This is a genomic window from Synergistaceae bacterium (assembly GCA_017443945.1).
In the GTDB taxonomy this organism is placed as follows: Bacteria; Synergistota; Synergistia; order Synergistales; family Aminobacteriaceae; genus JAFUXM01.
Window position 1 is genome coordinate 1 of sequence record JAFSXS010000017.1, and the last position, 26,318, is coordinate 26,318.

The 26,318-nt window shown below is 40.0% G+C and carries 21 protein-coding genes and 1 pseudogene; 3 read left to right on the top strand and 19 right to left on the bottom strand.

The window, feature by feature from the left end; all coding sequences use genetic code 11:
• Together IJT21_01850 and dnaX are read right to left on the bottom strand one after the other, a co-directional pair.
• The coding region (locus IJT21_01850; protein ID MBQ7576991.1) for a PHP domain-containing protein at window positions 1–99 on the bottom strand (99 nt) is incomplete at its 3' end.
• Window positions 92–1,732 carry a DNA polymerase III subunit gamma/tau gene (gene dnaX / locus IJT21_01855; protein ID MBQ7576992.1) on the bottom strand — a complete coding sequence of 547 codons (1,641 nt, stop codon included), beginning with the start codon at window positions 1,730–1,732 and terminating at the stop codon, window positions 92–94. The genes IJT21_01850 and dnaX, both read right to left, overlap by 8 nt.
• 516 nt (window positions 1,733–2,248) lie before the next feature.
• Here dnaX and IJT21_01860 point away from each other — a divergent pair.
• Window positions 2,249–2,668: a hypothetical protein gene (locus IJT21_01860; protein ID MBQ7576993.1), complete on the top strand. Its 420-nt coding sequence runs from the start codon at window positions 2,249–2,251 to the stop codon at window positions 2,666–2,668.
• Between the two features lie 3 nt (window positions 2,669–2,671).
• Window positions 2,672–4,516, top strand: coding sequence for a polysaccharide biosynthesis protein (locus IJT21_01865; GenBank protein ID MBQ7576994.1), 1,845 nt, complete (start codon window positions 2,672–2,674; stop codon window positions 4,514–4,516).
• A gap of 43 nt (window positions 4,517–4,559) precedes the next feature.
• Here the strand turns inward: IJT21_01865 and pgsA are convergent, their stop codons facing one another.
• From pgsA to IJT21_01880, 3 genes are all read right to left on the bottom strand, one after another.
• Window positions 4,560–5,117: a CDP-diacylglycerol--glycerol-3-phosphate 3-phosphatidyltransferase gene (gene pgsA, locus IJT21_01870; protein ID MBQ7576995.1), complete on the bottom strand. Its 558-nt coding sequence runs from the start codon at window positions 5,115–5,117 to the stop codon at window positions 4,560–4,562.
• A 29-nt stretch (window positions 5,118–5,146) separates the two neighbouring features.
• A complete protein-coding gene (locus tag IJT21_01875) occupies window positions 5,147–6,025 on the bottom strand; it encodes a DnaJ domain-containing protein (GenBank protein ID MBQ7576996.1) in 879 nt (292 codons plus the stop codon).
• 743 nt (window positions 6,026–6,768) lie between these two features.
• Window positions 6,769–9,078: a TRAP transporter large permease subunit gene (locus tag IJT21_01880; GenBank protein ID MBQ7576997.1), complete on the bottom strand. Its 2,310-nt coding sequence runs from the start codon at window positions 9,076–9,078 to the stop codon at window positions 6,769–6,771.
• Between the two features lie 443 nt (window positions 9,079–9,521).
• Here IJT21_01880 and garR point away from each other — a divergent pair, with 443 nt between their 5' ends.
• A complete protein-coding gene (gene garR, locus IJT21_01885; GenBank protein MBQ7576998.1) occupies window positions 9,522–10,418 on the top strand; it encodes a 2-hydroxy-3-oxopropionate reductase in 897 nt (298 codons plus the stop codon).
• A 59-nt stretch (window positions 10,419–10,477) separates the two neighbouring features.
• Here the strand turns inward: garR and IJT21_01890 are convergent, their stop codons facing one another.
• From IJT21_01890 to IJT21_01955, 14 genes and pseudogenes are all read right to left on the bottom strand, one after another.
• Window positions 10,478–10,942 (bottom strand): hypothetical protein, encoded by a 465-nt coding sequence (locus IJT21_01890; protein ID MBQ7576999.1) that lies wholly within the window; start codon window positions 10,940–10,942, stop codon window positions 10,478–10,480.
• A 4-nt stretch (window positions 10,943–10,946) separates the two neighbouring features.
• Window positions 10,947–14,117 (bottom strand): putative Ig domain-containing protein, encoded by a 3,171-nt coding sequence (locus IJT21_01895; protein ID MBQ7577000.1) that lies wholly within the window; start codon window positions 14,115–14,117, stop codon window positions 10,947–10,949.
• On the bottom strand, window positions 14,071–14,895 hold the full coding sequence (locus tag IJT21_01900) for a hypothetical protein (GenBank protein MBQ7577001.1): 825 nt from the start codon (window positions 14,893–14,895) through the stop codon (window positions 14,071–14,073). Before IJT21_01900 ends, IJT21_01895 begins: the two co-directional genes overlap by 47 nt.
• 367 nt (window positions 14,896–15,262) lie before the next feature.
• On the bottom strand, window positions 15,263–15,703 hold the full coding sequence (locus tag IJT21_01905) for a hypothetical protein (GenBank protein ID MBQ7577002.1): 441 nt from the start codon (window positions 15,701–15,703) through the stop codon (window positions 15,263–15,265).
• A gap of 267 nt (window positions 15,704–15,970) precedes the next feature.
• Window positions 15,971–16,693, bottom strand: coding sequence for an ABC transporter ATP-binding protein (locus IJT21_01910; protein ID MBQ7577003.1), 723 nt, complete (start codon window positions 16,691–16,693; stop codon window positions 15,971–15,973).
• On the bottom strand, window positions 16,694–17,557 hold the full coding sequence (locus IJT21_01915) for an ABC transporter ATP-binding protein (GenBank protein MBQ7577004.1): 864 nt from the start codon (window positions 17,555–17,557) through the stop codon (window positions 16,694–16,696).
• Window positions 17,537–18,538, bottom strand: a pseudogene (locus tag IJT21_01920) (branched-chain amino acid ABC transporter permease). Before IJT21_01920 ends, IJT21_01915 begins: the two are co-directional and overlap by 21 nt.
• A 159-nt stretch (window positions 18,539–18,697) precedes the next feature.
• Window positions 18,698–19,594, bottom strand: coding sequence for a branched-chain amino acid ABC transporter permease (locus IJT21_01925; GenBank protein ID MBQ7577005.1), 897 nt, complete (start codon window positions 19,592–19,594; stop codon window positions 18,698–18,700).
• Between the two features lie 80 nt (window positions 19,595–19,674).
• Window positions 19,675–20,805, bottom strand: a complete 1,131-nt coding sequence (locus IJT21_01930; protein ID MBQ7577006.1) for an ABC transporter substrate-binding protein — start codon at window positions 20,803–20,805, stop codon at window positions 19,675–19,677.
• A gap of 51 nt (window positions 20,806–20,856) precedes the next feature.
• Window positions 20,857–22,494: a S8 family serine peptidase gene (locus IJT21_01935; protein ID MBQ7577007.1), complete on the bottom strand. Its 1,638-nt coding sequence runs from the start codon at window positions 22,492–22,494 to the stop codon at window positions 20,857–20,859.
• 41 nt (window positions 22,495–22,535) lie between these two features.
• Complete coding sequence (locus IJT21_01940) at window positions 22,536–23,918, bottom strand: hypothetical protein (GenBank protein MBQ7577008.1); 1,383 nt, start codon at window positions 23,916–23,918, stop codon at window positions 22,536–22,538.
• A gap of 27 nt (window positions 23,919–23,945) precedes the next feature.
• Window positions 23,946–25,310: an MATE family efflux transporter gene (locus tag IJT21_01945; GenBank protein ID MBQ7577009.1), complete on the bottom strand. Its 1,365-nt coding sequence runs from the start codon at window positions 25,308–25,310 to the stop codon at window positions 23,946–23,948.
• 67 nt (window positions 25,311–25,377) lie between these two features.
• Window positions 25,378–26,142, bottom strand: a complete 765-nt coding sequence (locus IJT21_01950; protein ID MBQ7577010.1) for an FkbM family methyltransferase — start codon at window positions 26,140–26,142, stop codon at window positions 25,378–25,380.
• The coding region (locus tag IJT21_01955; GenBank protein MBQ7577011.1) for a hypothetical protein at window positions 26,132–26,318 on the bottom strand (187 nt) is incomplete at its 5' end. The genes IJT21_01950 and IJT21_01955, both read right to left, overlap by 11 nt.

Consider the following 26,318-nt stretch of genomic DNA (forward strand, 5'->3'; position numbering starts at 1 on the left):
AAACCATGAAGCAACTTTTTTAGCGAGCTGCTTTGTCCTGATTGCGCCGTCGAGTAAGCTGTATTCTGTGTGAACGTGTAAATGCACAAATTTATTCATCGTTATCGCCTTCTAAATCGTCATTATTATTTTCTTCGTCATCAGTGCTATTATCGAACGTCAATAAAATTTCAGCGTTTAACTGTGATGCGCTTAAAGCCCTTATTACGCGTTCGAGTGCTGAATTACTCTGTTGCTGCTTAACTTGATTCTTTATTGCCGGCGCGGGTGTGCTGACTGCTTGATTTTCCTGCTTTGCCGGAGTTAATAATTTTTTCTCGGATTTATAGCAGACATGACTCAAGAGTCCGAATTTGAGAACAATATTTTGGTAGCCGTCAAATAATTCTGTCATGACCGCTGATTGTTGATCAAGCCTCAAGAACTCATAACAATATCTGTGCAGCATATCAATAATTAAATTTCCGTCCTGCTCGTAAGTGCGGGAGTCAAGCAATGCACAATAAATCTTGAAATTTACGGGCTTAATGGCTGCTAATAATTTTTGCTTTAATTCGGGATCTTCTGGCGGTGATGTGTTAGCTTGTATATTGGTAACGGGTCTTGCGGGCTGACTTATAGTTTGAGTCTGACTCTGAGTCTGAGTCGCTGCCGGTCTGGGTGAACTCGTGAGTCCAAGCTGAAACATGCCAAGCAAAATATCTGACTTCATGCCGCTTCTTGCATATCTCAAAAGTTTTAGCACGACAATTAATAATCTGTGAAGATCTGAACTCTGCCATTTAGGGGACTCATCGAGCAAAAATTTTTGATCCCGTTCACTTGCTCCGAGAGAATTTGCGATATTCCGCCACTTTGAAACGAGCCACAAATCACGAACGAGCGAGAAAATTTCTTCAAAGACTCGAACAGGATTAGCACCGGAGTCAAACATAGATTTTAAAATTTTGTAGGCCTCCTGCATGTCAACGCGCAAAATATTTATCCAATTCTCAAAACTTGAACGGCTGCCGACTCCAAGTGCTGACTCAACGTTTGCGAGCGTAACATCTCCCGACGAAATAATTTGTTCGAGCAAAGAAAGAGAGTCACGTAATGCCCCGTCAGCCTGCCGAGAAATTTCCAAGAGTGCCGAGTCCTCTGCGTTGACGTTTTCGAGGGCGCAAATTTCCTTCAAGCGCGTAAAAATGTCCTGCACCCTTATGCTATGAAATGGGATATGCTGACAGCGTGATCTAATAGTAACGGGGACTTTCTGAGGCTCAGTCGTTGCCATAATAAAAATTACGTGTTCGGGCGGTTCCTCAAGAGTCTTTAACAGTGCATTAAAAGCGGCTTGACTCAACATGTGAACTTCGTCGATTATGTAAATTTTATATTTCGAGCTGAAGGGCGCAAGAGTTACATTAGATTTTAGCTCGCGGATTTCTTCAACGCCGTTATTAGAGGCACCGTCGATTTCGATAACGTCAAGAGATTCGCCGGCAGTTATTGCGACACAATTAGAACATTTTCCGCAGGGTTCTACGCCTTGAGGGGCAAGACAGTTTAAGGCCTTCGCGAATATTCTAGCGACGGAAGTTTTACCGCAGCCACGTGAACCGCTGAATAAATAAGCATGGCCGGGGCGATTTTTTGCAAGCGCACTAGTTAATACGTCAATAGCTGATTTCTGCCCGACTACTGACGAAAAATTTTGCGGTCTATATTTTCTGTAAAGCGCTAAAGTCATTTATTGCGCCTATTCTTTATTGCTGTAAAAATTTTTGTATGACTCATTCATTGTCCCTCCTGTGAAATTTATTTATTATCTCATTCTTGATTAACCCAAGAAATTTATTTATTGCCGGTAAAGCGCGAGAGTCATTTATTGCGCCTATTCTCGATTAATATAAAAATTTTTGTGCGACTCATTTACTGCCTCATGTAAAATTTATTTATTATCTCATTCTTGATTAACCCAAGAAATTTATTTATTGCCGGTAAAGCGCGAGAGTCATTTAATGCGCCTATTCTTTATTGCTGTAAAAATTTTTGTAAGACTCATTTATTGCCCCTCCTGTAAAATTTACTAAATAATTTATCGTGCAAATATCGTTCGTTCCGCCCACCCACCCACCCGAATTTAAGGGGTAGCGCGAATAGGCAAAAAGTTTATCTGCACATCTCAAGCACAAAATAATTGCACTGATTACAACATATGCTAGAATTTATTTATTACAATTATAGTATAAAGGAGTAATTTATTATGGCAATGCAAATCGGACTTGATGAATTACTGTCAATGCTCGCAGCTAGAGTTGAGGAAACGTCTATAGACCTTGACAATCAGAAGACGCGCTTTAACGTAATGTTCAGGATATTATATAAAAAAGGTTTATTCAACGAGAATGACGCAATCGAGGCCATCAAAGAAGAAAATAAAATTTTGCTCGAACTTGGCGCAATAAAATCTATGCCCGACGACAAAACAATCAAGGCCGCCGCAGAAAACTTAATGTTATGGATCAAAGGCGACATCAACGAAATCAAGAAATCAATACAAGAAATGCAGGAACGTCTACAGCAGGCAGAACAGCAGCAGAAAAACCGCATCGACGTAGCACCAGCAGGAGTCTTGAACGAATTAGACAGAGTCTCAGGTCAGAACAAAAAATTAATCCTCTAAATCATGCAGAATTTCCGGCAAAAATGGCAGAAATTATCAGCTAAAAAATTTCTCGTCGCCCTGATAGATTTTGCTTTGCTTGCGTTGGCTGTCTATTTGGGTTATGCAATCAGACTCGGAATAATTATCCCGCGATATGTAAATGATTGGCTTCATGTGATGTTTGCGCTTCCGTCAGTGTGCGTGATGGTCTTTGCGCTTTTCGGCCAGTACGGAACAATTTGGCAGCACGCCGGCACAGAAGATTACACAAAATTTTTATGGCTCTATATCACTTCAATACTTGCATTCTTGCTCGTTAATAGCTTGCTGAAAATTGCTGTATTTCCGCGTACTTCATTTGCGATTTCATTTTTTGCGGGATTATTTCTCTGCGGGGGATTGCGTTTTTCGTGGCTGATGACAAAAAGTATCCATCACAAGAATAAATCTGACGACAAAAAACGCTTGAAGACTCTCATAATCGGAGCAGGCGAGGCGGGGGCGTTCCTTGCAAGAGATTTAATGCGCAACGGCGGTGAACTAATGCCCGCAGGTTTTATCGACGACGACGAACAAAAAACGGGCCGTCATGTATCAGGCTTGAACGTTCTCGGCAGCACAAAAGATTTAGCTAACATAGTAGAGAGTCAAAATTTTCAAGTAGTATTAATCGCAATTCCCAGCGCAAACGGCCGGAAAATACGAGAAATTTACGAAATTTTATCGCCATATAAAAGCGTTCAAGTACGAATCTTGCCGAGTCTAAGAGAGTTAGCGGGCGGTCAAATGTCAGTGTCGAGACTCAGAAAAATTAAACTTGAGGATTTATTAGGGCGTGAACCTGTCAGAATAGATTTAGAGTCAGACATGAATTATATCCAGAATAAACGCGTATTAATTACCGGTGCAGGAGGCTCAATCGGCAGTGAAATAGTTAATCAGGTCTTGCACAATCAACCATCAGAAATTTTTGCGCTCGGACATGGTGAACAGTCAATTTATTTGCTCATGGAAAAACTTGAGAGAGCCGGGACAAATATTCCCGTTCATCCGATAATAGCTGATGTTGCAGACGAGATCGCGATAAAAAATTTATTCGATTCCGCAAAACCTGAAGTAATCTTTCACGCAGCAGCACATAAACACGTGCCATTAATGGAATTTTCTCCGCGTGAGGCAATGCGCGTAAATGATTTAGGGACTCGCACAATTGCAAGAATGGCCGGTAAATATAACGCTCAAAGAATGGTCATGATCTCGACAGACAAAGCCGTGAATCCTTCAAGCGTCATGGGAGCAACAAAGAGACTCGCAGAAAAAATTTTAGAGAACGAACAGAAAAATTTTCCTGAGACAAAATTTATGGCCGTGAGATTTGGCAACGTCTTAGGCAGCCGGGGTAGTGTTATCCCCAAATTTGAACGTCAAATATCAGCTGGAGGGCCTGTAACTGTTACGGATCCCGGTATGAAACGATATTTTATGCTGATTCCCGAAGCAGTGAGTCTCGTTATTCAAGCGGGCGCACTCGGACACGGCGGTGAATTATTTGTGCTTGACATGGGCGAACCTGTAATTATTCGCGAAATGGCCGAATTATTAATACGCTTATTCGGTTATGAGCCGTACAAGGACATAAATATAATTTATACAGGTATGAGACCGGGAGAAAAACTTTACGAAGAATTATTTTATGACGAGAACGCCGTTAAATCGACTCTGCACCCAAAAATTTTTGTCAGCAACATAAAAGCAGGCGAGGAAAATATTAATCCCGAACTTGATACAATTTTAGAGTACGCTTTAAGAAATCCTAACGAGGCATTAAGACTCCTGAAAAATTTAGTGCCTGAATTTCACGCATAAAAAAATCCCTCCGGCCATTCGAGTCAGAGGGAAAAATTTTTTATTAACCGGTTATAATTTTGCTGCCCTTGATTAAATAGTCCATTCCCGACCAGACAGTTAATATCATTGCAACCCACATTACAGCCATACCATATGGAATATTTAGAATCAACATAATTAACGCGATAATCTGACAAACTGTTTTGAGCTTGCCCCCTTTTGACGCAGCAATTACTACACCTTCAGCAGCCGCAACAAGCCTCAAGCCCGTAACAACAAATTCACGCGTTATTATTACCATTACAATCCATGCCGGGATTCTGTCGAGCTCAATTAACGCAAGCATAGCAGCAACAACAAGCACTTTATCAGCAAGGGGATCTATAAATTTCCCAAGATTTGTAACGAGATTATCACGGCGCGCAATATATCCGTCAAAAGTATCAGTCAGTGCAGCAATAATAAAAACTGTCGCAGCAAGTGCATCACCCCAGCTGACTTCAGGCAAAAATTTTATAGGCGTGTCAATCCTAAGCGATAAAAATAGCAATACCAGTGGCGCAAGAAATACCCGAATCAGACTCAAAGTATTAGGAACGTTGAAAATTTTCGACCGCATAATAATAAATCACCCCGTCAAAAATATTTCTAATGATTATAGCTTAATTTTGCAAGCTCCTGCCATAATTCTTTTTGCTTTGAGTCTAAATGACGCGGAATATTTATTTTCACACGCACGTATAAATCTCCTGAAGTTCCATCGCGCTTAGGGAGTCCCTTGCCTCTGAGTCTCAATTTTTGTCCGTCTTGAATACCGGGAGGCATTTTAACGCTTACATTTCCTGTCAGAGTCTCAACTTGAATATCTCGGCCAAGTACAGCGTCCCACGTCTCAACTTTTATATCGCGAATCAAATCATGTCCGGAAATCTCAAAATTTTTATCCTGCTTTACGTGAATATTGACGTAAATATCTCCGCCGCCGTCGCTTTTACCGGGTAATTTTATCTGCGTACCGTCAGTAATGCCCTTAGGAAGTCGAACACTAAGAGTGCGGTTATTGAACTTGAGATTATATGTCCCGCCCCTGAGAATATCTTCAAGTGAGAGCGTTAAATCTGTCTCAATGTCGCGTTTCATTGGCTGATGAAATTTTCCGCCGGTGAAGCCCGAAAAAATGTCTCTGAATCCTCCCCCGCTCTGCCCGAACAAAGTATTAAAAAAGTCGCTGAAATCTCCTGCGCTGCCTTGATTAAATTCTACGTGCTGCCATCCCGGAGGAGGTGTGAAATCTTGTCCGGCCTGCCAATTCATTCCGAGAGTATCATATTTTTCGCGTTTGTCGGGATCCTTTAATACCTCGTAAGCCTCGTTAATTTCCTTGTATTTGTCTTCTGCACCTGGCTCTTTGTTGATGTCAGGATGATATTGTTTTGCTAACTTTCTGTAGGCTTTGCGGATGTCGTCAACTTTTGCGTCACGCGGGACACCTAAAATTTTATAGTAATCTTTATATTGCATGGTTATTTTTCTCTCCCCTTATTGATTGACTAAATTTAACCTTCTGATTTTCACGGGCGAGTCTAACACATGAATAATTTTTGCGCAAGAATGTCAATAAAATTTATAGCGGCCAACAAAAAAATTATATTTTCTGCTCGTGTAAAGTGGTTGATAAATTATAGTCAGCGAACTTGATTCCAGACAAAACCTTTTTTGCAGATGATGTCTGTTTCGCGTTATTGTCTGTTCTCGTTGGTCGCACATATGAATCTCTACATAATAAAATCTTTCGGAAGCGTTATAATCACGGGCGGGGAAAAAGAGCGCAACAAAAGTATTTTGTCATAATTTTACGAAAATGTTTGAGTATTTGACAGTAACAGCCATAAATTTATAAATACTTTCGGAGCTGATACACTTAATTTGCGCAAATAATTTGTTGTGATGAAAACACTTTATGCAAAGTCAAAGTCGAAAACCTTTTTGCAATTGAGGCCAGGACTATAGCTGCTTACGTTGAAATTATTATTTTGCTATAATATCATTATAAAACTTTCACGCATAAAAATTTATAATCTCCCAAAAAGTTTTTACAACTACAATTACAACTACAAAAATGTTGATTCATTCACGCGATCACAAAGACTCACGCAGCAAAAAAATTTTTTATCGCAATAATTTCTTCACACAAAAAATTTTATCGCGCACAAAAAAACCGCCGCCACTTTTTACATGACGACGGCAAAAATTTTTACAGCAAATTTTATTTATAGCGGAGTAACTCCTAATGCTATGCACGCTACTATTGATAATAAACTTATGCCCCAAATCCACGGAAGCGAGTATTTAATGTGTTCGCCTACGTCAATTTCAAGAAGTCCTAAGCCTAAATATGCAGCAGGCGATAACGGGGAAATCATGACTCCGACGTTCTCAGCAACTAACAAGACGCACGCAACATCCATCGGATTCACTCCGAACTGCGACGCGATTCCTACAACGACGGGCAGCAATCCAAAATAGAATGAGTCCGTACCTAAGCACATAATTAACGGCACTGCAAAACATGCAACTATAAAATGTGTATAGCGTCCTAAATCAGGCGGAATTACCGTAACAACTGCGCTTGCCATCGCGTTAAGCATTCCTGTACCGCTTAATACTCCCGTGAAGATTCCTGCGGCAAATAACGTAACGACCATTGACATAGCTGCAACACCGTAATTCTTTAATTTCGCGTTCTGTTCCTTGAGTGATTTAATATTCAACGGTAACGATACAGCCAACGCAAGCATGAATACATATGCAGGATTGAAGCTCCCGAACATCAAAGCCGCAATTACTGCAACAACAAGAATGAAATTAAACCACTGAAGCCAGCTCGGAACAGTTGATTTTTTCTCTTCTGCTTTTACCTCGGCTGCTGAGTCATCTGCTGTGAGTCCGAGTTTTGCGATTCTTCTCTTCTGAATGCCGCTGAGAATAAACGCTATTACGAACGTAATAACTAACATTGTACCCTGAACCGGTAATAATCTATGCCATAAAACATTGGGATCCGTCTCTAAAACTGTAGCAGCTCTTATCGTCGGGCCTCCCCACGGACAGACGTTCATGACTCCTATTGCAACGCAGATTATTAACATTAATGCGCGGTTATCCATTTTCAATTTCTTGAACATCGGAAGCATTGCAGTAATCGTAATTATAAATGTCGTAGCTCCTGAGCCGTCAAGGTGTCCGATAATTCCTACTGCAGCAGTTGCAAGCAAAACAAGTGTTACATTTGTTCCGGCCTTCTTGATTAAGAAATTGACTATCGGATCAAATACTCCCTGCTCGCTCATTAACGAGAAGAACGAAATCGAGAACACAAACAGCGAGACAGTTGAGACCATTTTTGAGATTCCAGAGGCTGCAAATTTATTCACTGCTAACGGGTCAAAACCTGCAATAAGTGCGGCAATCGTCGGCAATAAAATAAATGCGATCGGAGGAATTACAATTTTACGAATCAAGCAGATTATAAGAATTAACACCATCACAAAGCCTATTACAGCAAGTTTTGTAGAAGGTGCTGCGGGTTTCTTTGCGGGAGTCTTGGGCTTGAGCATGTCAGTAAAAGTTTTATACTCGTCGTCCATAATTTTTTGATAATCGGCAGTGTTCGCGAATCCGGGTCTATCAGTGTAGCCGCCATTTTCTAAGAAATTTTGCCACGTTTGAGTCTTCATTGCGTCCTCGATAGCTTTTGCAAGTGCTGCTATTGCTTCGGGGGGAGTACCTTTTTTCGCGAAGATTCCTCTTTCGGGCCCCAAGAATGATTTAATGCCGAGTTCGCCAGCTGACTCTACATTTGGATAGCGCGACATTCTTTTTTCTGCGAGGACTAACAACGGCGTAATTTCTCCTGCTGCGATAAGTTCTCCGATTTCATCAGTACCAGTCATCATTAAATCAATTTGTCCGTCTTTGAGTGCACCGTTCATACCTGCGCCCGTAGGATAATTTACTTCAAGAACGTTCAAACCTTCGATAGCTTGTCTGAATGATATTCCGTCAACGCCTGTGCTTGTGAGCATTCCGACTGTGATACTTGCCGGATGTTTCTGCACAAATTCGCGTAGTTCTGAGAAATTATTATAGCCTCTTTCCTCCATTGCTTTGCGTGAAGCTGCAATAACGTTAATTGCATTGACGAGTCTTGCAACGGGTACAAATGAATCTTTGAACTTGAACGACATTCCGCCCTGAATATCAATGATAAATAAACTCTGTGTGCCAAGCAAAAATGTATAACCGTCTGCTGGTTGTCCATTTGTGTAAGCTGCACCGTTTGCACCGCCGCTGCCTGTGAAGTTCACGACGTTGACTTTGATTCCGGATGATTCCTCGAGAGCTTTTGCAAGTGCGCGAAGTGTAGAATCTGCTCCGCCGCCTTCGCCCCATGGACATACGATATTAATGGGTTTGTCGAATTTCCATGCTGACGAGTCGCCTTCAGCCGCGAAAATTCCCGACGTGCACAAGCAAATAACAAGCATTGCAGTGAGTAACGCATAAATAAATCTTTTCACGTGAAACCTACCTCCTAATTATGAATATAAAAATTTTTAATGAGTGAAAATATTATATCTGAATTAATGCAACATGACATTAGATTTTTTGCTGGGAAAATAGTTTTGAGAGATCCCCGTAATCAAGTTTATAAATTATTCTTGACTCAAGCCATGAAGATATTATCACGCAATAATTTTCTGAGACGCTGGCAAGATCGGAAAGAAGCGCGTTTTTGTCAGTGTCGAGCAGCCATTAAGAAGTAAAATTAATTTCCGTATAGACCGGCAGACCCTGAATCGTAAAATAATTCTTGTACAAGATAACAAAGGAACAAACCTTCATAGCTGATATAATAAATTAGCTGTTCCCTTCAGCCTATGCAGCAACCTGCAAAAATTAAACTCGGCACAATTTCAGAAGGAATTACAGCAAATGACATTTACAAGGAGGAAAATTTTTTATGAAAATCGGATTTATCGGACTCGGCATTATGGGCAAACCTATGGCAAAAAATTTAATCAAGGCCGGGCATGAGTTAACAGTTTATAACAGGAGCCGCGCTTCAGTTGATGAGGTCGTCGCATTCTCACAGGGTAAAGCAAAAGCAGCCGAGAAAGCCTCTGATGTTGCAAAGGGTGCAGAACTCGTTTTAACAATGCTGCCTAATTCACCTCACGTTAAAAGCGTTATGCTCACTGATGATAAAGTCGCCGAACACATGGAAAAAGGCGCAGTTTTTATCGATATGTCGTCGATTAACCCTCTTGCAAGCAGAGAAATTGCAAACGAACTCTCAAAATTTGGAATCGAAATGCTTGACGCTCCTGTATCAGGCGGAGAACCTAAAGCTATAGACGGCACATTAAGTTTCATGGTTGGAGGCAAGAAAGAAATTTTCACGCGCTTTGAACCGGTCTTAAAGGCTATGGGCTCAAGTGTAGTTCTTTGCGGCGATATCGGAGCGGGCAATGTTACGAAATTATGTAATCAAGCGATAGTTGCTATAAATATTGCGGCAGTGAGTGAGGCTCTAATGCTCGGCAAGAAAGCGGGCGTAAATCCTGAAGCAATTTATCAAGCTATAAGGGGCGGGCTTGCAGGCTCTGTCGTGATGGACGCAAAAGCACCCATGATTATGGACAGAAATTTTAAGCCTGGATTCAGAATCGATTTGCACATAAAAGATTTAGCTAACGTTATGGACTCTGCCCGCGCGGTTGATGCTCCTATGCCGTTAACTGCACAGGTTGCGGAAATGATGAAGATTTTACACGGCGATAATAACGGAAGTCTTGATCACAGTGCATTAGCTCTCGTTTATGAGAAAATGGCGAACACGCAAATTACACGCGGATAAATAAATATGGCAGGGAAAATCTACAAGTTGATTCTGTAAATATTTCTCTGCCATTATGTTTACTTTTCTGATTTTACAGCTATAACCGGCAAATAAATAACTCCTTTATTGAACCATGCAGAAACTGTGATTAAATGATTTTCCGGGACTGTGAAAATTTCTTGTCCGGTCTCGTCGTAAAATTCTGCGATTAAATCATCTTCTGAAGGCTCGTGATTCTTAGGCATTGCCAGCCAAATTAATTTTTCGCCAATATTGATTGACTCATAGAGTTCGACTTCAATCTCATAGAGTCCGCTTTCTGTTACTTGAATCTCAGGTAACACGGCAGCAATTATATAATCGTTCGAGAGATTTATATTTGTTGTTGAAATATTGCGTTCAGGGCCGATTATTAATTTTTCAGGTGAGACAATAATTTTTTCAGGCTCATTAAGTGAATCGCTTGCACTTGTTGAATCTTTGGAGTCTTGAGTCTGAGTCTCGTTATAAGCCTTTTTCGAGTCAGGATTATTATTTATCACGAGATTAAAAATTTTGCTGGTCTCGCGCTGTGAGTAAGAATTTATAAGAATTATTATATGTTGCGTCGGGTAAATTTTCAGTTGTAATTGCAGGAGGATTATACACAATCAAAGTATATTTTTTGCGCTTAATTTTGCCGGTCATGTTCGTAAGCTCGACAGAAATTTTGAATTTTCCTGACTCTGTCGGTGTTCCTGAAATTTTGCCGGTGCTTGAGTCTCCTGTCATGCCTTCAGGAAGTCCCGTAAATGACCATATTAACGGCGTTGTCCCTGTTCCTTCACATGAAATAGAATAGCTTTGACCTTTTACGGCTGCTGATCTTCCGTCATGAGTAATTGAAGTTATCGCGGGCTTGTCTGCGTCAATTTTTAGAGTCATTGATTTATTTGTGATTCCTGCGTCATTTGAGGCAGTAATATTTATTTTGCCCTTGAAAAATTGAGTCGGTTTTCCTGAAATTTTCCCTGTCTCAGAGTTAAGAGTCAAGCCTTCCGGTAAATAATCGACGCTCCATTTGACAGGGTTAGAACCTTTAGAAATTGTCAAAATTGTAGAATATTCTTCATGGACTCGGCCTGTTGATATTTTTGCGGAAATTTTTGGCGCGACAGGTTTTATTACGAGTGAAAAACTTTTTTGTGTCGATTCATTAGCGTTAGAGGCCGTTATTATTACGTTAAAATTGCCGTACTCTGAAGGTTTGCCGGAAATTTTGCCCGTTGCTGAAATATTCAAGCCTTCAGGGAGTCCCGACGCTGTGAAGTTATTTGCTCCCTTAGCTTTGATAGTTGCGCTGTAATTTTTCTTGTGAGTGCCGGCCTTGAGAGTCTCTGTTGTGATTTCGAGTGAAGCTCCTGATGACGTAACTATTATTGCAAATTCTTTAGAGTCCGATTCATTACCGTTTGAGGCTGTAACAGTAAATTTATAAGTGCCTGCCTTTGACGGTTTGCCGCTGATGAGTCCTGACTCGCTGAGATTCAAGCCTTCAGGAAGTGAACCCGATTTTATCTGCCATGTTATAGTGCCTGATCCTGACGCTTTTAGCTGGAAATTATAAGATTTTCCGGTGTGTGCGTTGTCGAGTGTGCTTGTTGAAATTTGCGGCGGTGTAGAGTCTTCATTATCATATTCAATTGCAGGGCCGACTACAACATTTATTGACGCTGTTACACCTTTAAAATTTGCTGTTAATTCTGTGCTGCCCTCTTGAAGTCCGTAAATACAGCCGTTATCGTTCACTCTTGCAATTTCCGTTGATGTCCATTGCGTGCCGTTTAATGGCGATGAAATGTCGTAATAATTTCCTTCGTCGTCAATCGCGTAGAGTCCTGCGGGGATTTCATCATTTAGGCTTGTACAAATTGTTGTCTCGCCGAGAAAATCAAGACTCACGATATTTTTATTGCTCAAGTCAAAGTCAGCGCGCGAGAGAACATTTACAGTATTTGACACGTATGCTCCTGTAATGCCTGAATCACCTGAAATAAACGATAAACATGTAAACTCTATTATACCCTTGTCCATGCTCATAAAGAGATCAGCCGCTTTAAATTCAGCAGAAAAATTTTTCCCTGTGCCATTACTCGGCAGCTTGAAGAATCTATTATCTTCATCATTATTAGCAAAGACGCAAAATATATCGCCTTTTATGGGATGTTCGCTCGTGAGTGTAATTTTTACGGTGCTGTTATCGCTGACTCTCAAAATTTGAGGCTCAATCTTCAAATTAAGCGTATCAACAAATTTAAATGTTCCTAAATTATCTATGTCATCAGGTAAATCGGCCGTTGCAGCTGTCGTTGATGCGGGCGGTGCTGACTCGTATTGCTCCGTATCAAATGTAGTAAAATTTTCACTTGACCCCTTGAGCAGTGAAGCAATTTGATTACCTACATCGTTTTGTCTGCATATTGACCAGTGAGCGTATCTATCGCTTTTATCATCTAATGGATTCGAGTCTGTTATATCACCTGCTGTATTCTCATATACTGTGAGATTTATTTTTCCGTCTCCGCCAGCACTGTTATGACCTACAATTAAATCATTAGGCTGTCCGTTAAAATATATCATTGTCATCACGTCGACAACTGTACGCATATATGACGGAATTTCATATGCAAGAGCTAACGGCCCTAAAATTTTGTTTGCAAGTTTTAAACGTTTGAGTCTTTTCTTGAGTGCATTAGCTGCTCCGTCCTCCTTGATACTTTTTATTTGTGCTGTAACATATTGTTTTACTATACCGATTATTAATGACGGCATATTACTCATGTCAACAATCGCGCCCGTTTTTGTCTCAACCATCTTTGCAATAGAATTATAGGCATTTAGAAAACTGTTCTCCCAAAACATTGAGCCTATCATCGAGTGCATAGGAACATTTGCAGGAAGTCCATAACTGCGCGGAGTTGTTGTCGTGAGTTCTGCCCATGCACTGTCTTTATTATTGCCAAAAGCGAGCTTTGCTGTCTCAATCACTCCATTAACTAGAACTGTAAACGGTTTTATCCATGCTTCAGCAAACGGATGATTGCCGTTAAATGTACCAGTCAGCAGAGCATTATACATTACAGTGATGAAATTTTTTCTGTACGGCCCGTCCGCCCAAGGTGTTCCCAAATGAGGAGCTGCTACAGTAATAAGCCTCCTGACCATGCCTTGTTTATATGAATATGCAGACCAGTTATTACCCCAGTTGTTGTTGTCAAATTCGTCTTTTGTCTCCTCGCTTAAAAATTTTCGCGCTATAAGTCCGCCCATCCCGTGAGCAATAATATCAACTTTTGTGCAGAGTATTCCTTCATTAAAATATTGAGCAAATATACTTGTTAATTTCTCGAAAAAATCACAGTTATTATCAATAAGCTCATTAGGCCCCTTTGACTGGTCATAGTTCCACCAGTGTATATATTTTTTGTCAAAGCCGTTTGCAAGGAGACTGCCATATATGCCTAATTTCGATTTTGCAATTATACCGAAAGTTTTTTCTGCTTTATCGAACATTCCAGGAATTAACAGAACGGGAGCAGCTTTTATTGTAAAATCAAAATTTCTAGCAGTATAATTATCCGTTCCATTCACTAAATTATCAAGTGGAGCAAATATTATTTGAATCTTGAATTTATCGGACGGAAATTTTTTTATTGTTCGGGAAAGACTCAGGAGCAACTAACACCGCTGAAGCCTGATAAAGTTCTGAATTAAGTTCTGTAGTTGCTACTCGAAGCGATCCGGTTGATTTATTTGTGCGATTTGTTAATTGTTCAAAAGTTGCCCCTATATCATCAGTTAATGAAAAAGTTACATGGCCGGGACAATCGGTCTGAGCTCTGATAATTAATCTTGAATTTCCGTCAGCTGTGAATCCGGCTTTGAAGAATTGAGAGTAATACTCACTAGAAAAATTTTCTTCCTTGATTGAATTGCCGTCGCTGTCATAATAAAATCGCTCATCCATATCACAAATAGCGCAGGAAGCAGTACGATCAAATATTCCTATACGCAAAGGTGATTTAATAACAACGCTCATTAATGCCCCGTTACTTGAATGAGTGTTATAAGTGTAAACTATTGTGTTAATATCGCCATCGCATAAGACAATACCGCTTGACTGATTATAATTGACGAAAAAATCGCCCCATACATCAGCAATATTTTTGATGTTAGAGACGTAATCATGTAAATCAAGTTTGCAGCCTTCAAGTGTCAGTGTAGTTTCTAGAGCTTTAACTCTTTGATTGCTGAGACTGCTTGTATATTCATTAAAGTTTTTATTTTTGCTGAGATCTAGTTCTGTGATACTGTTTTCATTGCAAATAAGCGTTTCTAAAGCTGTACATTTACTTACATCAAGTTTTATCAATTTATTATTATTGCATACCAGCGACTTTAAAGCCGAACAACTGCTGATATTTAATTCTTCAAGTTGATTATAAGAGCAGGTCAAACTTTCTAAAGATTTATAGCTGCTTGGATTAAATTCTGTAACCTTATTATTGTGAAAGTATAAATATTTTAAAGCGCCGCAACCTGTTATATTTAATTGTGTTAATTGATTGTTTTCGCATTGTCAAAATGTTAGTGCCGGACAGCTGTTAATGTTTAGTGCTGTTAGTTGATTATCATTACAATATATTTCTCCTAAAGACTTACTGCCGGTTACGCTTAATTCTGTCAGGACACAAAAGCTGCAATTTAAATATTCTAATGCCGAACATCCGTTGATATTTAATGCTGCCAGTTCAGGATTAGTATTACAGTCTAAATATGTTAATTTATTACAGTTGCCCGCGTTGATTTCCTTTAGATGCTGATTACCGCTGCAGTACAATTCTGATATAGCCGAACCGCTTAGATTTAAATTTGTCAGACTTATCATTCATCATGCATTCTAAAGAATCAAAATTTTTCATGCCGCTGATATCAAGTTCTTTTACACTAGTACCAAATAAACGTAATGTAGTTAGAGAAGTTAAATGCTTGATACCTTCTAATGACGACCATTCGTTGCCTTGAGCAGTTAAAGAAGTTATCCGCTCAAGTTCTATATCTGCCAAAATGTCGTCATCTGCTCCGATAGTATCTCCTACATCTGAATCATAATAGCCGGTGTCAAATTGTTTCAGATATTCACGAAAAACTGAATCCGGGAACGCATTAAGCGAAACAGTTGCACATGCCTGCGGAATCATCATCAAACTTAACGCAAAAACTAATGAAGCACACAAAAATTTTTTCATCAATAGCACCTTCATTAATTAATATTTACGAAGAAAAGAAGTGCGATTAATTATAATATATTCTCACGCGCACAACAAAAATATTTTAACGCATAAACTTTTTGAAAATATTTGTGAACTCTTGCAGGCACTAAAAAATTTTCACGCGTTTGTAGTTGCAAATGTAGTTGTAAAATCATTTATTTAACATGAAAAATTTATCTGAATGGATGAGACTTATTATATCACGCAAAAAAAATTCCCTCCCGTTAGTGACTCATGAGAGGGAAAAATTTTTATCGATTAACCGCCTAAATACGCCGCTTTTACTTCGGGATTATTCAACAATTCCGCACCTGTACCCGAAAGACTCACCGCTCCTACTTCGAGAACATATGCTTTGTGAGCAACTTTTAACGCTGCAAATGCGTTCTGCTCGACTAATAAAATCGTTTTCCCCTGCGAATTAATTGTGCGTATGACATCAAAGACTTCATCAACTAAAATCGGCGCGAGTCCTAGTGAAGGTTCATCAAGCATCAGCAAATCAGGACGACTCATTAATGCGCGTGCTACTGCTAACATCTGCTGCTCTCCTCCTGAAAGTGTGCCGCCCTTCTGTCTGCGCCGTTCCTTGAGTCTCGGAAATAATGAATATACATAATTCATATCTTCTGCAATTTCTTGCGGGTCATTGCGGATGTATGCGCCGAGATTCAAATTTTCTTCGACTGTTAATTGCGGTAAGATTCGCCGGCCTTCAGGACTTAATGATATTCCTAACTGCACGTGAGTCTCTGCCGGTTTGCTGATTAACGAGACTGATTTATTATCGCGAGGAGAAGTATAAATCATTGAGTCAGCTTGAGATTTTACGAGTCCCATTATTGCACGTATGACGCTCGATTTTCCTGCACCATTTGCGCCGATTAACGTTACAATTTCGCCGTAATTTATTTCGAGCGATACATTTCTGACGGCGTGAATAGCTCCGTAATTGACATTCAAATTTTTTATCGACAACATTTAAGCAACGCTCCCTTCACCTGACGCGCCCGCACCTAAATACGCCTCAATGACGCGCGGATTTGCTTTTATTTCTGCCGGAGTACCCTGCGCAATGTGAACGCCCTGATCTAAAACGTGAATATAATCGCATACGTTCATTACGACTTTCATATCATGTTCAATTAACAAAATTGTCAAGTCAAATTCATCACGGAGTCTGCGTATAAAGTTTAATAGTTCTTCGCTTTCTTGAGGGTTCATTCCTGCTGCGGGTTCATCAAGCAATAAAAATTTCGGCCGTGTTGCTAATGCTCTTGCGATTTCGAGTCTTCTCTGCGCACCATAAGGAAGTGAAGCGGCTTTCTCGTCGGCAAATTCAGCGAGTCCAAGCTGTGCAAGTAAATCTAATGCTCTTGCTTTGACGGCTGAGTCTTCCTGTATAACGTCCGTGAAAATAAACGGCATTAATGACATCCACCACGAATAATTTTGCCTGATTCGCGCTCCTATCATGACATTTTGTAAGACTGTCTCATGTCCGAAGAGTCTTATATTCTGAAATGTGCGGCTCATTCCTGATTTGCAGACTTCGTCAGGGCTGAGTCCTCCGATAGATTTTCCTAAAAATTTTATGCTTCCTGATGTAGGCTTATAGAATCCGCTGATGACGTTAAATGCGCTTGTCTTACCTGCACCGTTAGGGCCGATTAGTCCCATTATTTGACCGTGATTAATTTCAAAGCTGAGATTTTCTATTGCTGTGAGTCCGCCGAACTTCAGAGTCATATTATCGACTTCAAGAACGGGGCCCGAAAATTTTTGTGAGTCCTTGTGCTTGGCCTTAGACTTTGGAAAAAATATATCCCACGAAAATTCGCGCATTCCCATAATACCTTCACGGCGGAAAATTATAACAACTATCAACAAGAGCGAAAAAATTACCATTCTCATGCCAGGTATACCAGGAATATTAAAGCCTGCTATCGTGATAGGATTCTCGACAAATCGCAGCCATTCTAACATAGTCGTAACTAAGACAGAACCTATTAACGAGCCTGTAATACTTCCGAGCCCTCCGACTACTATAATCATCAAAATATTATATGTCTGAGTAATCATAAACATTTTAGGGTCTATCGTCGTGATTAGATTTCCCATCAAAGCACCGCCGAGTCCTCCTCCGAAACATCCGAGTGTAAACGCTATAACTTTGACTCTAAATGTGTTAATGCCCATCATTCGCGCAGCAACTTCATCATCTCGGACAGCACGAAGAACTCCGCCGAAATTACTTCGCAGCATGCAGACCGTACACAATAAAACTATTCCAAGACAGCCCCAGCTCATGAATAAACTTGTATACGCCGGAATACCTTTAAGGCCGAGAGATCCATTTGTGAGTCGTGCAGTGTTAGTGATTAAGATTCTTATTATCTCTGCAAAACCTAGAGTCGCAATCCCTAAGTAATCACCGCCGAGCCTCAAGACAGGAAGAGCAATCAGCCACCCGAAAAACGCCGCTATTATTCCAGCAATTATTATTGACACAATGAAGGGCGCATTTACATTCAACAGCCACGGATAAATATCTTCAAGAATCCACATCGCATTTTTCTGAGCAGGAGAAAGAACTAACAAAGCAGACACATACGCACCTATCGCCATAAAACCAGCGTGGCCGAGCGAGAACATGCCCGTAATGCCGTAAATTAAATTGAGACTCAACGCGAGAATTGCATTTATTGCGATTAAATTTAATATTCTCTGCCAGTAACCGTTTAATAATTCCGGTGCTTTATCGAGAAATAATGCAAATAATATTACTGCTATAATCGTAAGCACTAAATTTCTTACTTTGTGCATTATAATTTATTGCCCTCCAATCTCAAGACATCATAACTGAGCGTTATCGCAAACATTATATAATCCTCCAATATGTAAAATTTTAAATTTTTTCTGTGAGGGGGGACCCCCAGAGCCCGTCCCCCCTTGCCCCCCCTCCCCGCCCAGTAATCGCGCACATTAAATTTTATCCTCCAATTTTTCGCCTAATAAGCCCGTCGGCCTGAACAGTAATATCAATATCAGCAGCAAAAACGCAAACGCATCTTTATAGCCGGAAAGAGTCGGGAAAAACGCAACTGACATTATTTCAACGAAACCGAGAATTAATCCGCCTATCATCGCGCCTGGAACAGATCCTATACCGCCGAAAACTGCTGCAATAAATGCTTTGATTCCCGGAGTCATTCCCATAAAAGGCTCTACACGAGGATAACGCAAAGCCCACATTATTCCGGCAACAGCAGCCAACGCAGAACCGAGTCCGAACGCAAGCGCAATAATTTTATTTACTGATACTCCCATCATGCGAGTCGTCTCAATGTCAAACGAAATCGCACGCATTGCAAGCCCCGGCTTAGTTCGATATAACAGCCACAATAACGCACCAACGAGAATAAATGCTACAACAGGAACAAGAATCCCAAGCGGAATTAAACGCACTCCGCCTGATAAAACTATGGGAGTCATTAAAATTTTAGGCTGTACAACTGGGCGGGGCATTCCGGTAAAGACTACTACTGCAAAATTTTCGATAAAGAATGATACACCGATAGCACTTATTAACGCAGAAATTCTCGGAGCTTCCCTCAATGGCTTATACGCGATTCGGTCGACTAAGAGTCCGCAGATTGTAGTTAATATTATCGCAATAATTACGCCGATTACCCAAGGAAGATGATACACAATCGTAGCAAAATAAACGAAATAAGCTCCTAACATGAAAATATCGCCGTGAGCAAAATTTATTAATCGCAAAATCCCGTAGACCATCGTATAACCGACTGCAACGAGACCATAAAGCGAACCGAGACTCAATGCGTTAATGAAATGCTGCACAAATATATTCAGATTCAAATTAACATAACCTTTCGTGCATGAATAATAAAAAAGGGAGAAGGATAATTTTCCCCCTCCCCCTCAAAACTTGCAAAATTTTATACTTCAGGCTGAACTATGCCGATAAAAGTTTTCTTGCCGTTGATAATCTCTACGATTCCCATATCTTTTTCTGCGTCATGGGTCGCGTTGATTGTTGTCATTCCTGTAACTGTCGGAAGATCTTTCACGGTTTCGAGTGCATCTCTAATTTTTGCGGGATCAGCACTTCCGGCGCGTTCGATTGCGTCTTTGAGCATAATATAACAGTCATAACCGAGAGCGCAATTTACGTTAGGTGCTTTATCGGGGTGAATCTTGTTCCACTGCAAAGTAAATTCTCTTGCAATAGGATTCATAGACGGCATTGAAGGATCATACGCAAATGTTGTGTGCATGAAGCCTTCTACAGCATCGCCGCCTAACGTTACTATTTCGGGGTTGTCCATTGCGTCGGCACCGATAAATTTAAATGTTGCGCCGAGTTCCTTTGCCTGCTTGAGTACGATTGCTCCTTCTGCAAAATATGCCGGCAGAAATACTATGTCGGGTTTTGCGTCGATTAAAGCTGTTAATTGTGCTGTAAAATCTGTGTCTCCTGTCTGATAGAGTAAACTTGCTACGATTTCACCGCCCATTTTCTTGTATGAATCTCTGAAAAATTTTCCGAGTCCTACGCTGTAATCATTTGACATGTCAACAAGTGTAGCCGCTCTCTTGAGTCCAAGCGTCCTAAATGCATAAGTCGCCGCTCCTGCACCCTGAAACGGATCAATGAAGCATACACGGAAATAAAATTTTTTGTCGAGAGTTACAAGCGGATTTGTGCATGAAGTCCCGATTACAGGGATTCCGGCTTTTTCTGCGACTTCTCCTCCGGCCATTGCAAGTGATGAACCGTAAGTGCCGATTATAGCGTTTACTTTGTCATTCTCGATTAAGCGCGTTACTGCATTTGCTGCTTCAACCTTGTCTGACTTGTTGTCAACGATAACGAGTTCTACTTTTTTCCCTAATATAGTCGGAAATAAAGAATGCGCTAATTGTGTGCCTTCGAGCTCTAATTGTCCTCCGAAAGCGTTTTGACCGGTCAAGCAATTGAACACACCGACTTTGATAACGTCATCGTCAGCAGCTGCAACGGTGCAGAGCATTAATACGAGCATTAACGCCGCTAAAAATTTACGCATTGAATAACAACTCCCTTATAATGTGAAATATTGCAAAAATTATATCACGCATTAAATTTTTCTTGACAACTTGATTATTACGCACAATAAAATTAATATGGCCAAGAACGAATAATTTATGTTACAACCTCCGCTGCTCCCGTTTGGTGATGAATTATTTTCGCGATTCATTTCTGATTCTAATATGTCGTAAGCTGCTTTAATGTCAAGAAGGCCGTAACGCGAGACAGTGCCTTTACCGTTAATAGCTTCATAGGGTGCAAAACGTGCTTTGATTCTTTCTTCTGATAACTGAATTTGTAAATCTCTTGACTCTGCTGGAATGTCGCCGGATTCTATTTGAGCGTCAATATTTTTAATTGCTGCTGATAGATAATCTCTCACGAAATAAGAAAACGGATATGCGACGGGGTTTATTTCTTTGTTTGCGCCGTTGAGTAATGCAGACTTTATTTGCGAGGGTTCAGCGTCGGGAAAAGCTGATAACAAGAGTGCTGCTGCTCCTGTTACGTGAGGTGCTGACATTGATGTTCCGCTTATGGATCGATACATTGTATTATATTGCGCATTCAGAGGCGAATAAGTGCTTAATATTCCGACTCCGGGTGCAGCGATGTCGACACTTTCGCCCCAGTTAGTGAAGCGGGCTGCTAAATCACTTGAGTCAATTGCTCCGACAGTTATAAAATTTTTCAGTCCCTTAAAACTTGCCGGATAATGGTATTCACCTGCTCTAAAAATTTTGCTGCCGGAAACATCATCAAATGGTGCGGGCTTGCCGAGTTCGAGTCCGTTATTGCCAGCTGCTGCGATTATTAGCGTTCTATCTAAGTCATCAAGTGCCTTAAATGCCATATAGTAAACGTCATCGCACATTTCTTCGGGCGTTATGGGAAAGTATGCGCCGAGAGACATATTTATTGCAGCAATTTTCAAATCAGGATATTTTTGCAGGAGTGAGGCAATATAATTTATGGCTCGAATTTCTTGGCTGATAGTTTCGTATTCGTTGTTGTCAAAGACTCTGACGGCAATTAATTTTACCTGCCAATTTACGCCGGCGACTCCGATATTGTTATTTCCTACTGCGCCGATGGTGCCTGAGACGTGAGTCCCGTGTCCGTCTCTGTCAACGTCCCAGCTTGTAAATGATTTATCATAATCGCCGCTGACTGTTGAGAAATTCTGCGATAATTCCGGCGAAAGATTTGCAATTAAATCCGGGTGCTTGTAGATTCCTGAGTCAATTACACAAACGTAAATGTCTCTGCTTCCTGTTGTGAACGGCCAGACTTCCGGCGCACGAATCTTATCGAGTCCCCAGCAGACATCAAAGCTCGGATCGTTGGGATAAATAGTTTCGCTTGACCTACTGATAAAATAATTTGGCGACACACTGATAACGTCTTGACGCTGCTTTAATGAGTTGATTAATTCTTGAGTCGTCATTGAATCTGAATGAACGAGAACGAAAATTTTATTGCCGATTTCCGAGAGAGTCTCGTAATTTTCTGCTATTCTTGCATTAATGGAGCCTGCTATTTCTGAAATTTTTTGACTCGCTGTTGAGACATTAAGATTTTCAGGGACTCTGAAGACTGCTAGAGCCTCGCCTTCTTTATAATTTGCTGACATGGCCTGCGACGTAAATATAAATATAAGTATGAACGCGAATAAAATTTTTCTCACTTGACTACACTTCCCGACAAAATTTTTTATGAGTATAGCATTTATTGTAATTTCACGTGATAAATTGAAAAGTGTTCGTCCATTAATATTAGCTCGTCTTTGTCAGTGTAATATAAATCTTCGTCGCGTAAATAACTCTGCAAATTTTTGATTCTATCGCTATCAGGATTACAGATAAGCCAGAAATCTTTTATATTCGGGAACATTTTACGAACGGCCGCAATAAATTCTGTGTAATTCGCGTTTTTCTGTAAAGTGAGGCTATAAATTTTCTTTGTTCTAAGATAAGGGATTACGGATTTGCATACTTTTTCAGGAGGCTCAAATATTATTGCGTTATCCGGCAGACTCTCAAGTGCGATTGCAGCTCCTTCACCGCCTGAAAATTTGTAGAATAAATCAAAAAATGTGTACTTATAATAATAATGTCCTGCCATAGTCAAGATTATAATAAACGTGCTGAAGGTTATAAATTTCTTGAGACTCTGTGTAAATGCCCCCCCTCCCCCTTGCGTAAATTGCGTATTTTCGTCGTAAATGACCCACATCAGCCACATTAAAAAAGTTATCCAGATTATAATTTTATACATGTGCAAATAATAGATGAATAAATGTATATAGATTTGCCACGCCGCAGCAGAAAGCACAATAAATGAAGCTCCGCCAGCCTTGAGTCCGATTTTTGCAGCCCAAATGTAAATAATAACCGTTAAAAAAATTATCACACACACTTCAATGAGCCAGCGATCTATAATAATTAAATGTTCACTAGTAACAATTGGACTCGAAAAAGTATCCCGAAACTCGTACAACAAAAATAAACCGCTCAAAAATGGAATCGCCATTCCTAAAATATTATATACAAATTTTTTAGTGAATCTCCTATCATGACACGCGCTATAAAGCCACTCAAAGCAAGCAGCTACAACAAAACCGGCCATTATTATATGAGTCTGCAAGTTCAACGCTAACACAATCCCATACAAAAAAGGGCGTTCGAGTCGATTCTTATAAATCATAGCCGCTAAAACCGTAAACAACGCGCACAAGCAATAAACCCGCGCAGGAGTTACAAAGCAATATATACACATGGGACTCAAGATAAATAACGCTTTTATGTGATTCTCGAAGGGAGCTTTTAACGCAATAATTATTATTACAGCAAGCATTATAAAATATGAAATCAACTTCAGCGTAAAATACGGGAATCCTAATCTAGCAAACGGCATTAGCGTCAAGAACCATAAACACGGATGGCCTTCCCATGATGTAACGTCAAAGAGTGAGAAAATATTATTATCACGCGCAATTAACCACGCTTGAGCCTCATCACGCCAGCATTCATGAACAAATACAAATAATAAATTTACAGCAGCAGCAAACGCAGCCATTAAGAAAACTTCATGACCTCGCAATTTTTTCACGTCTTACACCTCGAACAAAAATTTTTATTATTTCAAAGCAGCTATTTTCTTCTCCCAGCCGCTTATTTTCACGTGAAGCAGCATTAACGTACAACAAACTATCCAGCCCACCGGATAACCTATCGCAATAAAATATATTGAACTCGTCAATCTCGATATAATAAATAAATAAATCTGCCTGAACACTACAAATGAACCAAGCATTATTAACATCGGAGTCCTTGAGTCGCCTACTCCGCGCAATGCACCCGCGTAAACTTGATTAATTACGTTGAAGGGGTCAAAAATTGAGTTCAACCGCAAAAATAATACACCGTAATACAAAACTTTTGCGTCCCGATTAAATAATGAAGCTATAAACGGTGCTGTGATGTACAAGAAAAATATTATAGTTCCTGAAATCGAGAGAGAAATTTTCAGACATTCACGCATACCGAGTCTAATTCTTTCATGATTGCGCGCACCTGCATTTTGTCCGACAAAAGTTGTTATTGCCATTGCCATACTTTGAGTCGAAAGTGTTACAAATGCGTCAACACGTGCGTAAATTCCCCACCCTGCTGTAGCTGCTGCACCGTAAGAATTTATATACGCCTGAACAAATACATTTGAGAACGAAGTCAACGCCATTTGCAAACCCGCAGGAAAACCAATTTTTATTATTCGGGCAAGTATGGCAGAATCTATTTTCATTTCGCGCCACGTCAAGCTATGAACTTCATTACTTCTGAATAAGCGCCAGAAAATTATTAATCCCGACACTAACTGTGCAATTATTGTAGCATATGCAACTCCTGCAACACCTGACTCAAACGTTATTACGAACAATAAATCAAGAAAAATATTCAGAATCGACGCTAGAATCAAGAAATATAACGGCCTCTTTGAATCTCCTACAGCACGCAAAATAGCAGATCCCATATTATAAAGCATTGTTCCGCCCAGTCCCAACGAAAAAATTTGCAGGTAAACAACAGCTTCCTTAAATACAGTCGGGGGAGTGTTCATCATTCGCAATAAAAACGGTGTAGAGTAATAGCCAATCGCAGAAATAATTAATGACATTATAACAGTAGCTACTACGGCCGTGTGAGTCGCTTTTCGTAAATTTGTGATGTCCTTTGCGCCGAAATATTGAGAAATAACGACGCTTGCTCCCATTGTAAGACCAATAAATAAGCCTATTAACGTAATTACGACGGGAATCGTAGAAGTTACTGCGCCGAGAGCATCAGAGCCGACAAAATTTCCGACAACAATGCTGTCAACTGTGTTATAAAGCTGCTGAAATATATTCCCGACAAACAGAGGAAACGCAAAATTTATCAAATGCCGCCATATTACGCCCTCTGTCATATCTTTTACTGTTGAAGCTGAAAATTTGCCCGGCAAAATATTTTACCCCCTTTGAGTTTACAAAAATTTTATGTCATGAATCAAAGAGGGTCAAATATGAGTCTTACTTTTTAGCGAAGAAAAAATTTGTGCATGTAAAAATTTCTAATCTCTCGTCATATTGGTTAATCTCAATTAATCCGTCTTTCATGATTCTATACATCGTAAAATCTTTGTGAAGTAAATTCCAGAAATCGCGTATAAATGTACGTGAATCAATATTACAGCCGCCAAATTCAATTTGTATAGCTTTAATAATTCCATTGGCAAGAGAATCAGCAGCACCCTTTAACACATTTAATTCGTTGCCTTCTACATCAAGTTTAAGCAAATCTATATGACCAATTTTCTTATCGTTTACGTATTTATCAAGAGTATCAAGCATTATAGACTCGCTTTGTTCAAATTCTATATTGAGATAATCGAGCTGACGTTTGTATATGCTTGCAAGTCCTGAACCTGCTTTGTCATAAAATAATGTGCTCTGAGACTTTGAATCGCTTAGGCCAAAATTGTTGAGGGTAATTTTTGACTCGCTGCCTAAATTAGCGTATAAAATTTTAAATGTTTCATGTCCGGGCTCGAAGCTGTGTATCTCAATATTATCATCGCTAAAAAAATCTAGTAAAAACTGTGAGTATTGACCCTTATTTGCTCCTACATCAAATATTATGATAGTTTTTCCAGTTGATGAATGTTCTTTGACGTAAGCAAGAGAATTTATTTCGCCACTGACATTAACTCCTGTTCCCAGTCCTATATTCATTCCAGTAATAGCAGTACTATATAGATTTCTGAAAAACGGATAAAATTTTTTCTTACCTATCATACGTCTTAAAATTCTTCCAACGCCAAGCATTATTCTGACCTCCATATACAAAAAACGCCCCGCCGCACACACACGACAGAGCGTCAATATTTATATTTACTGCTGATGAATTATTATTGTGATAGTTATATTTATCTCGACAAGTTATTAATAAGCATAATAATATCCTGATACCT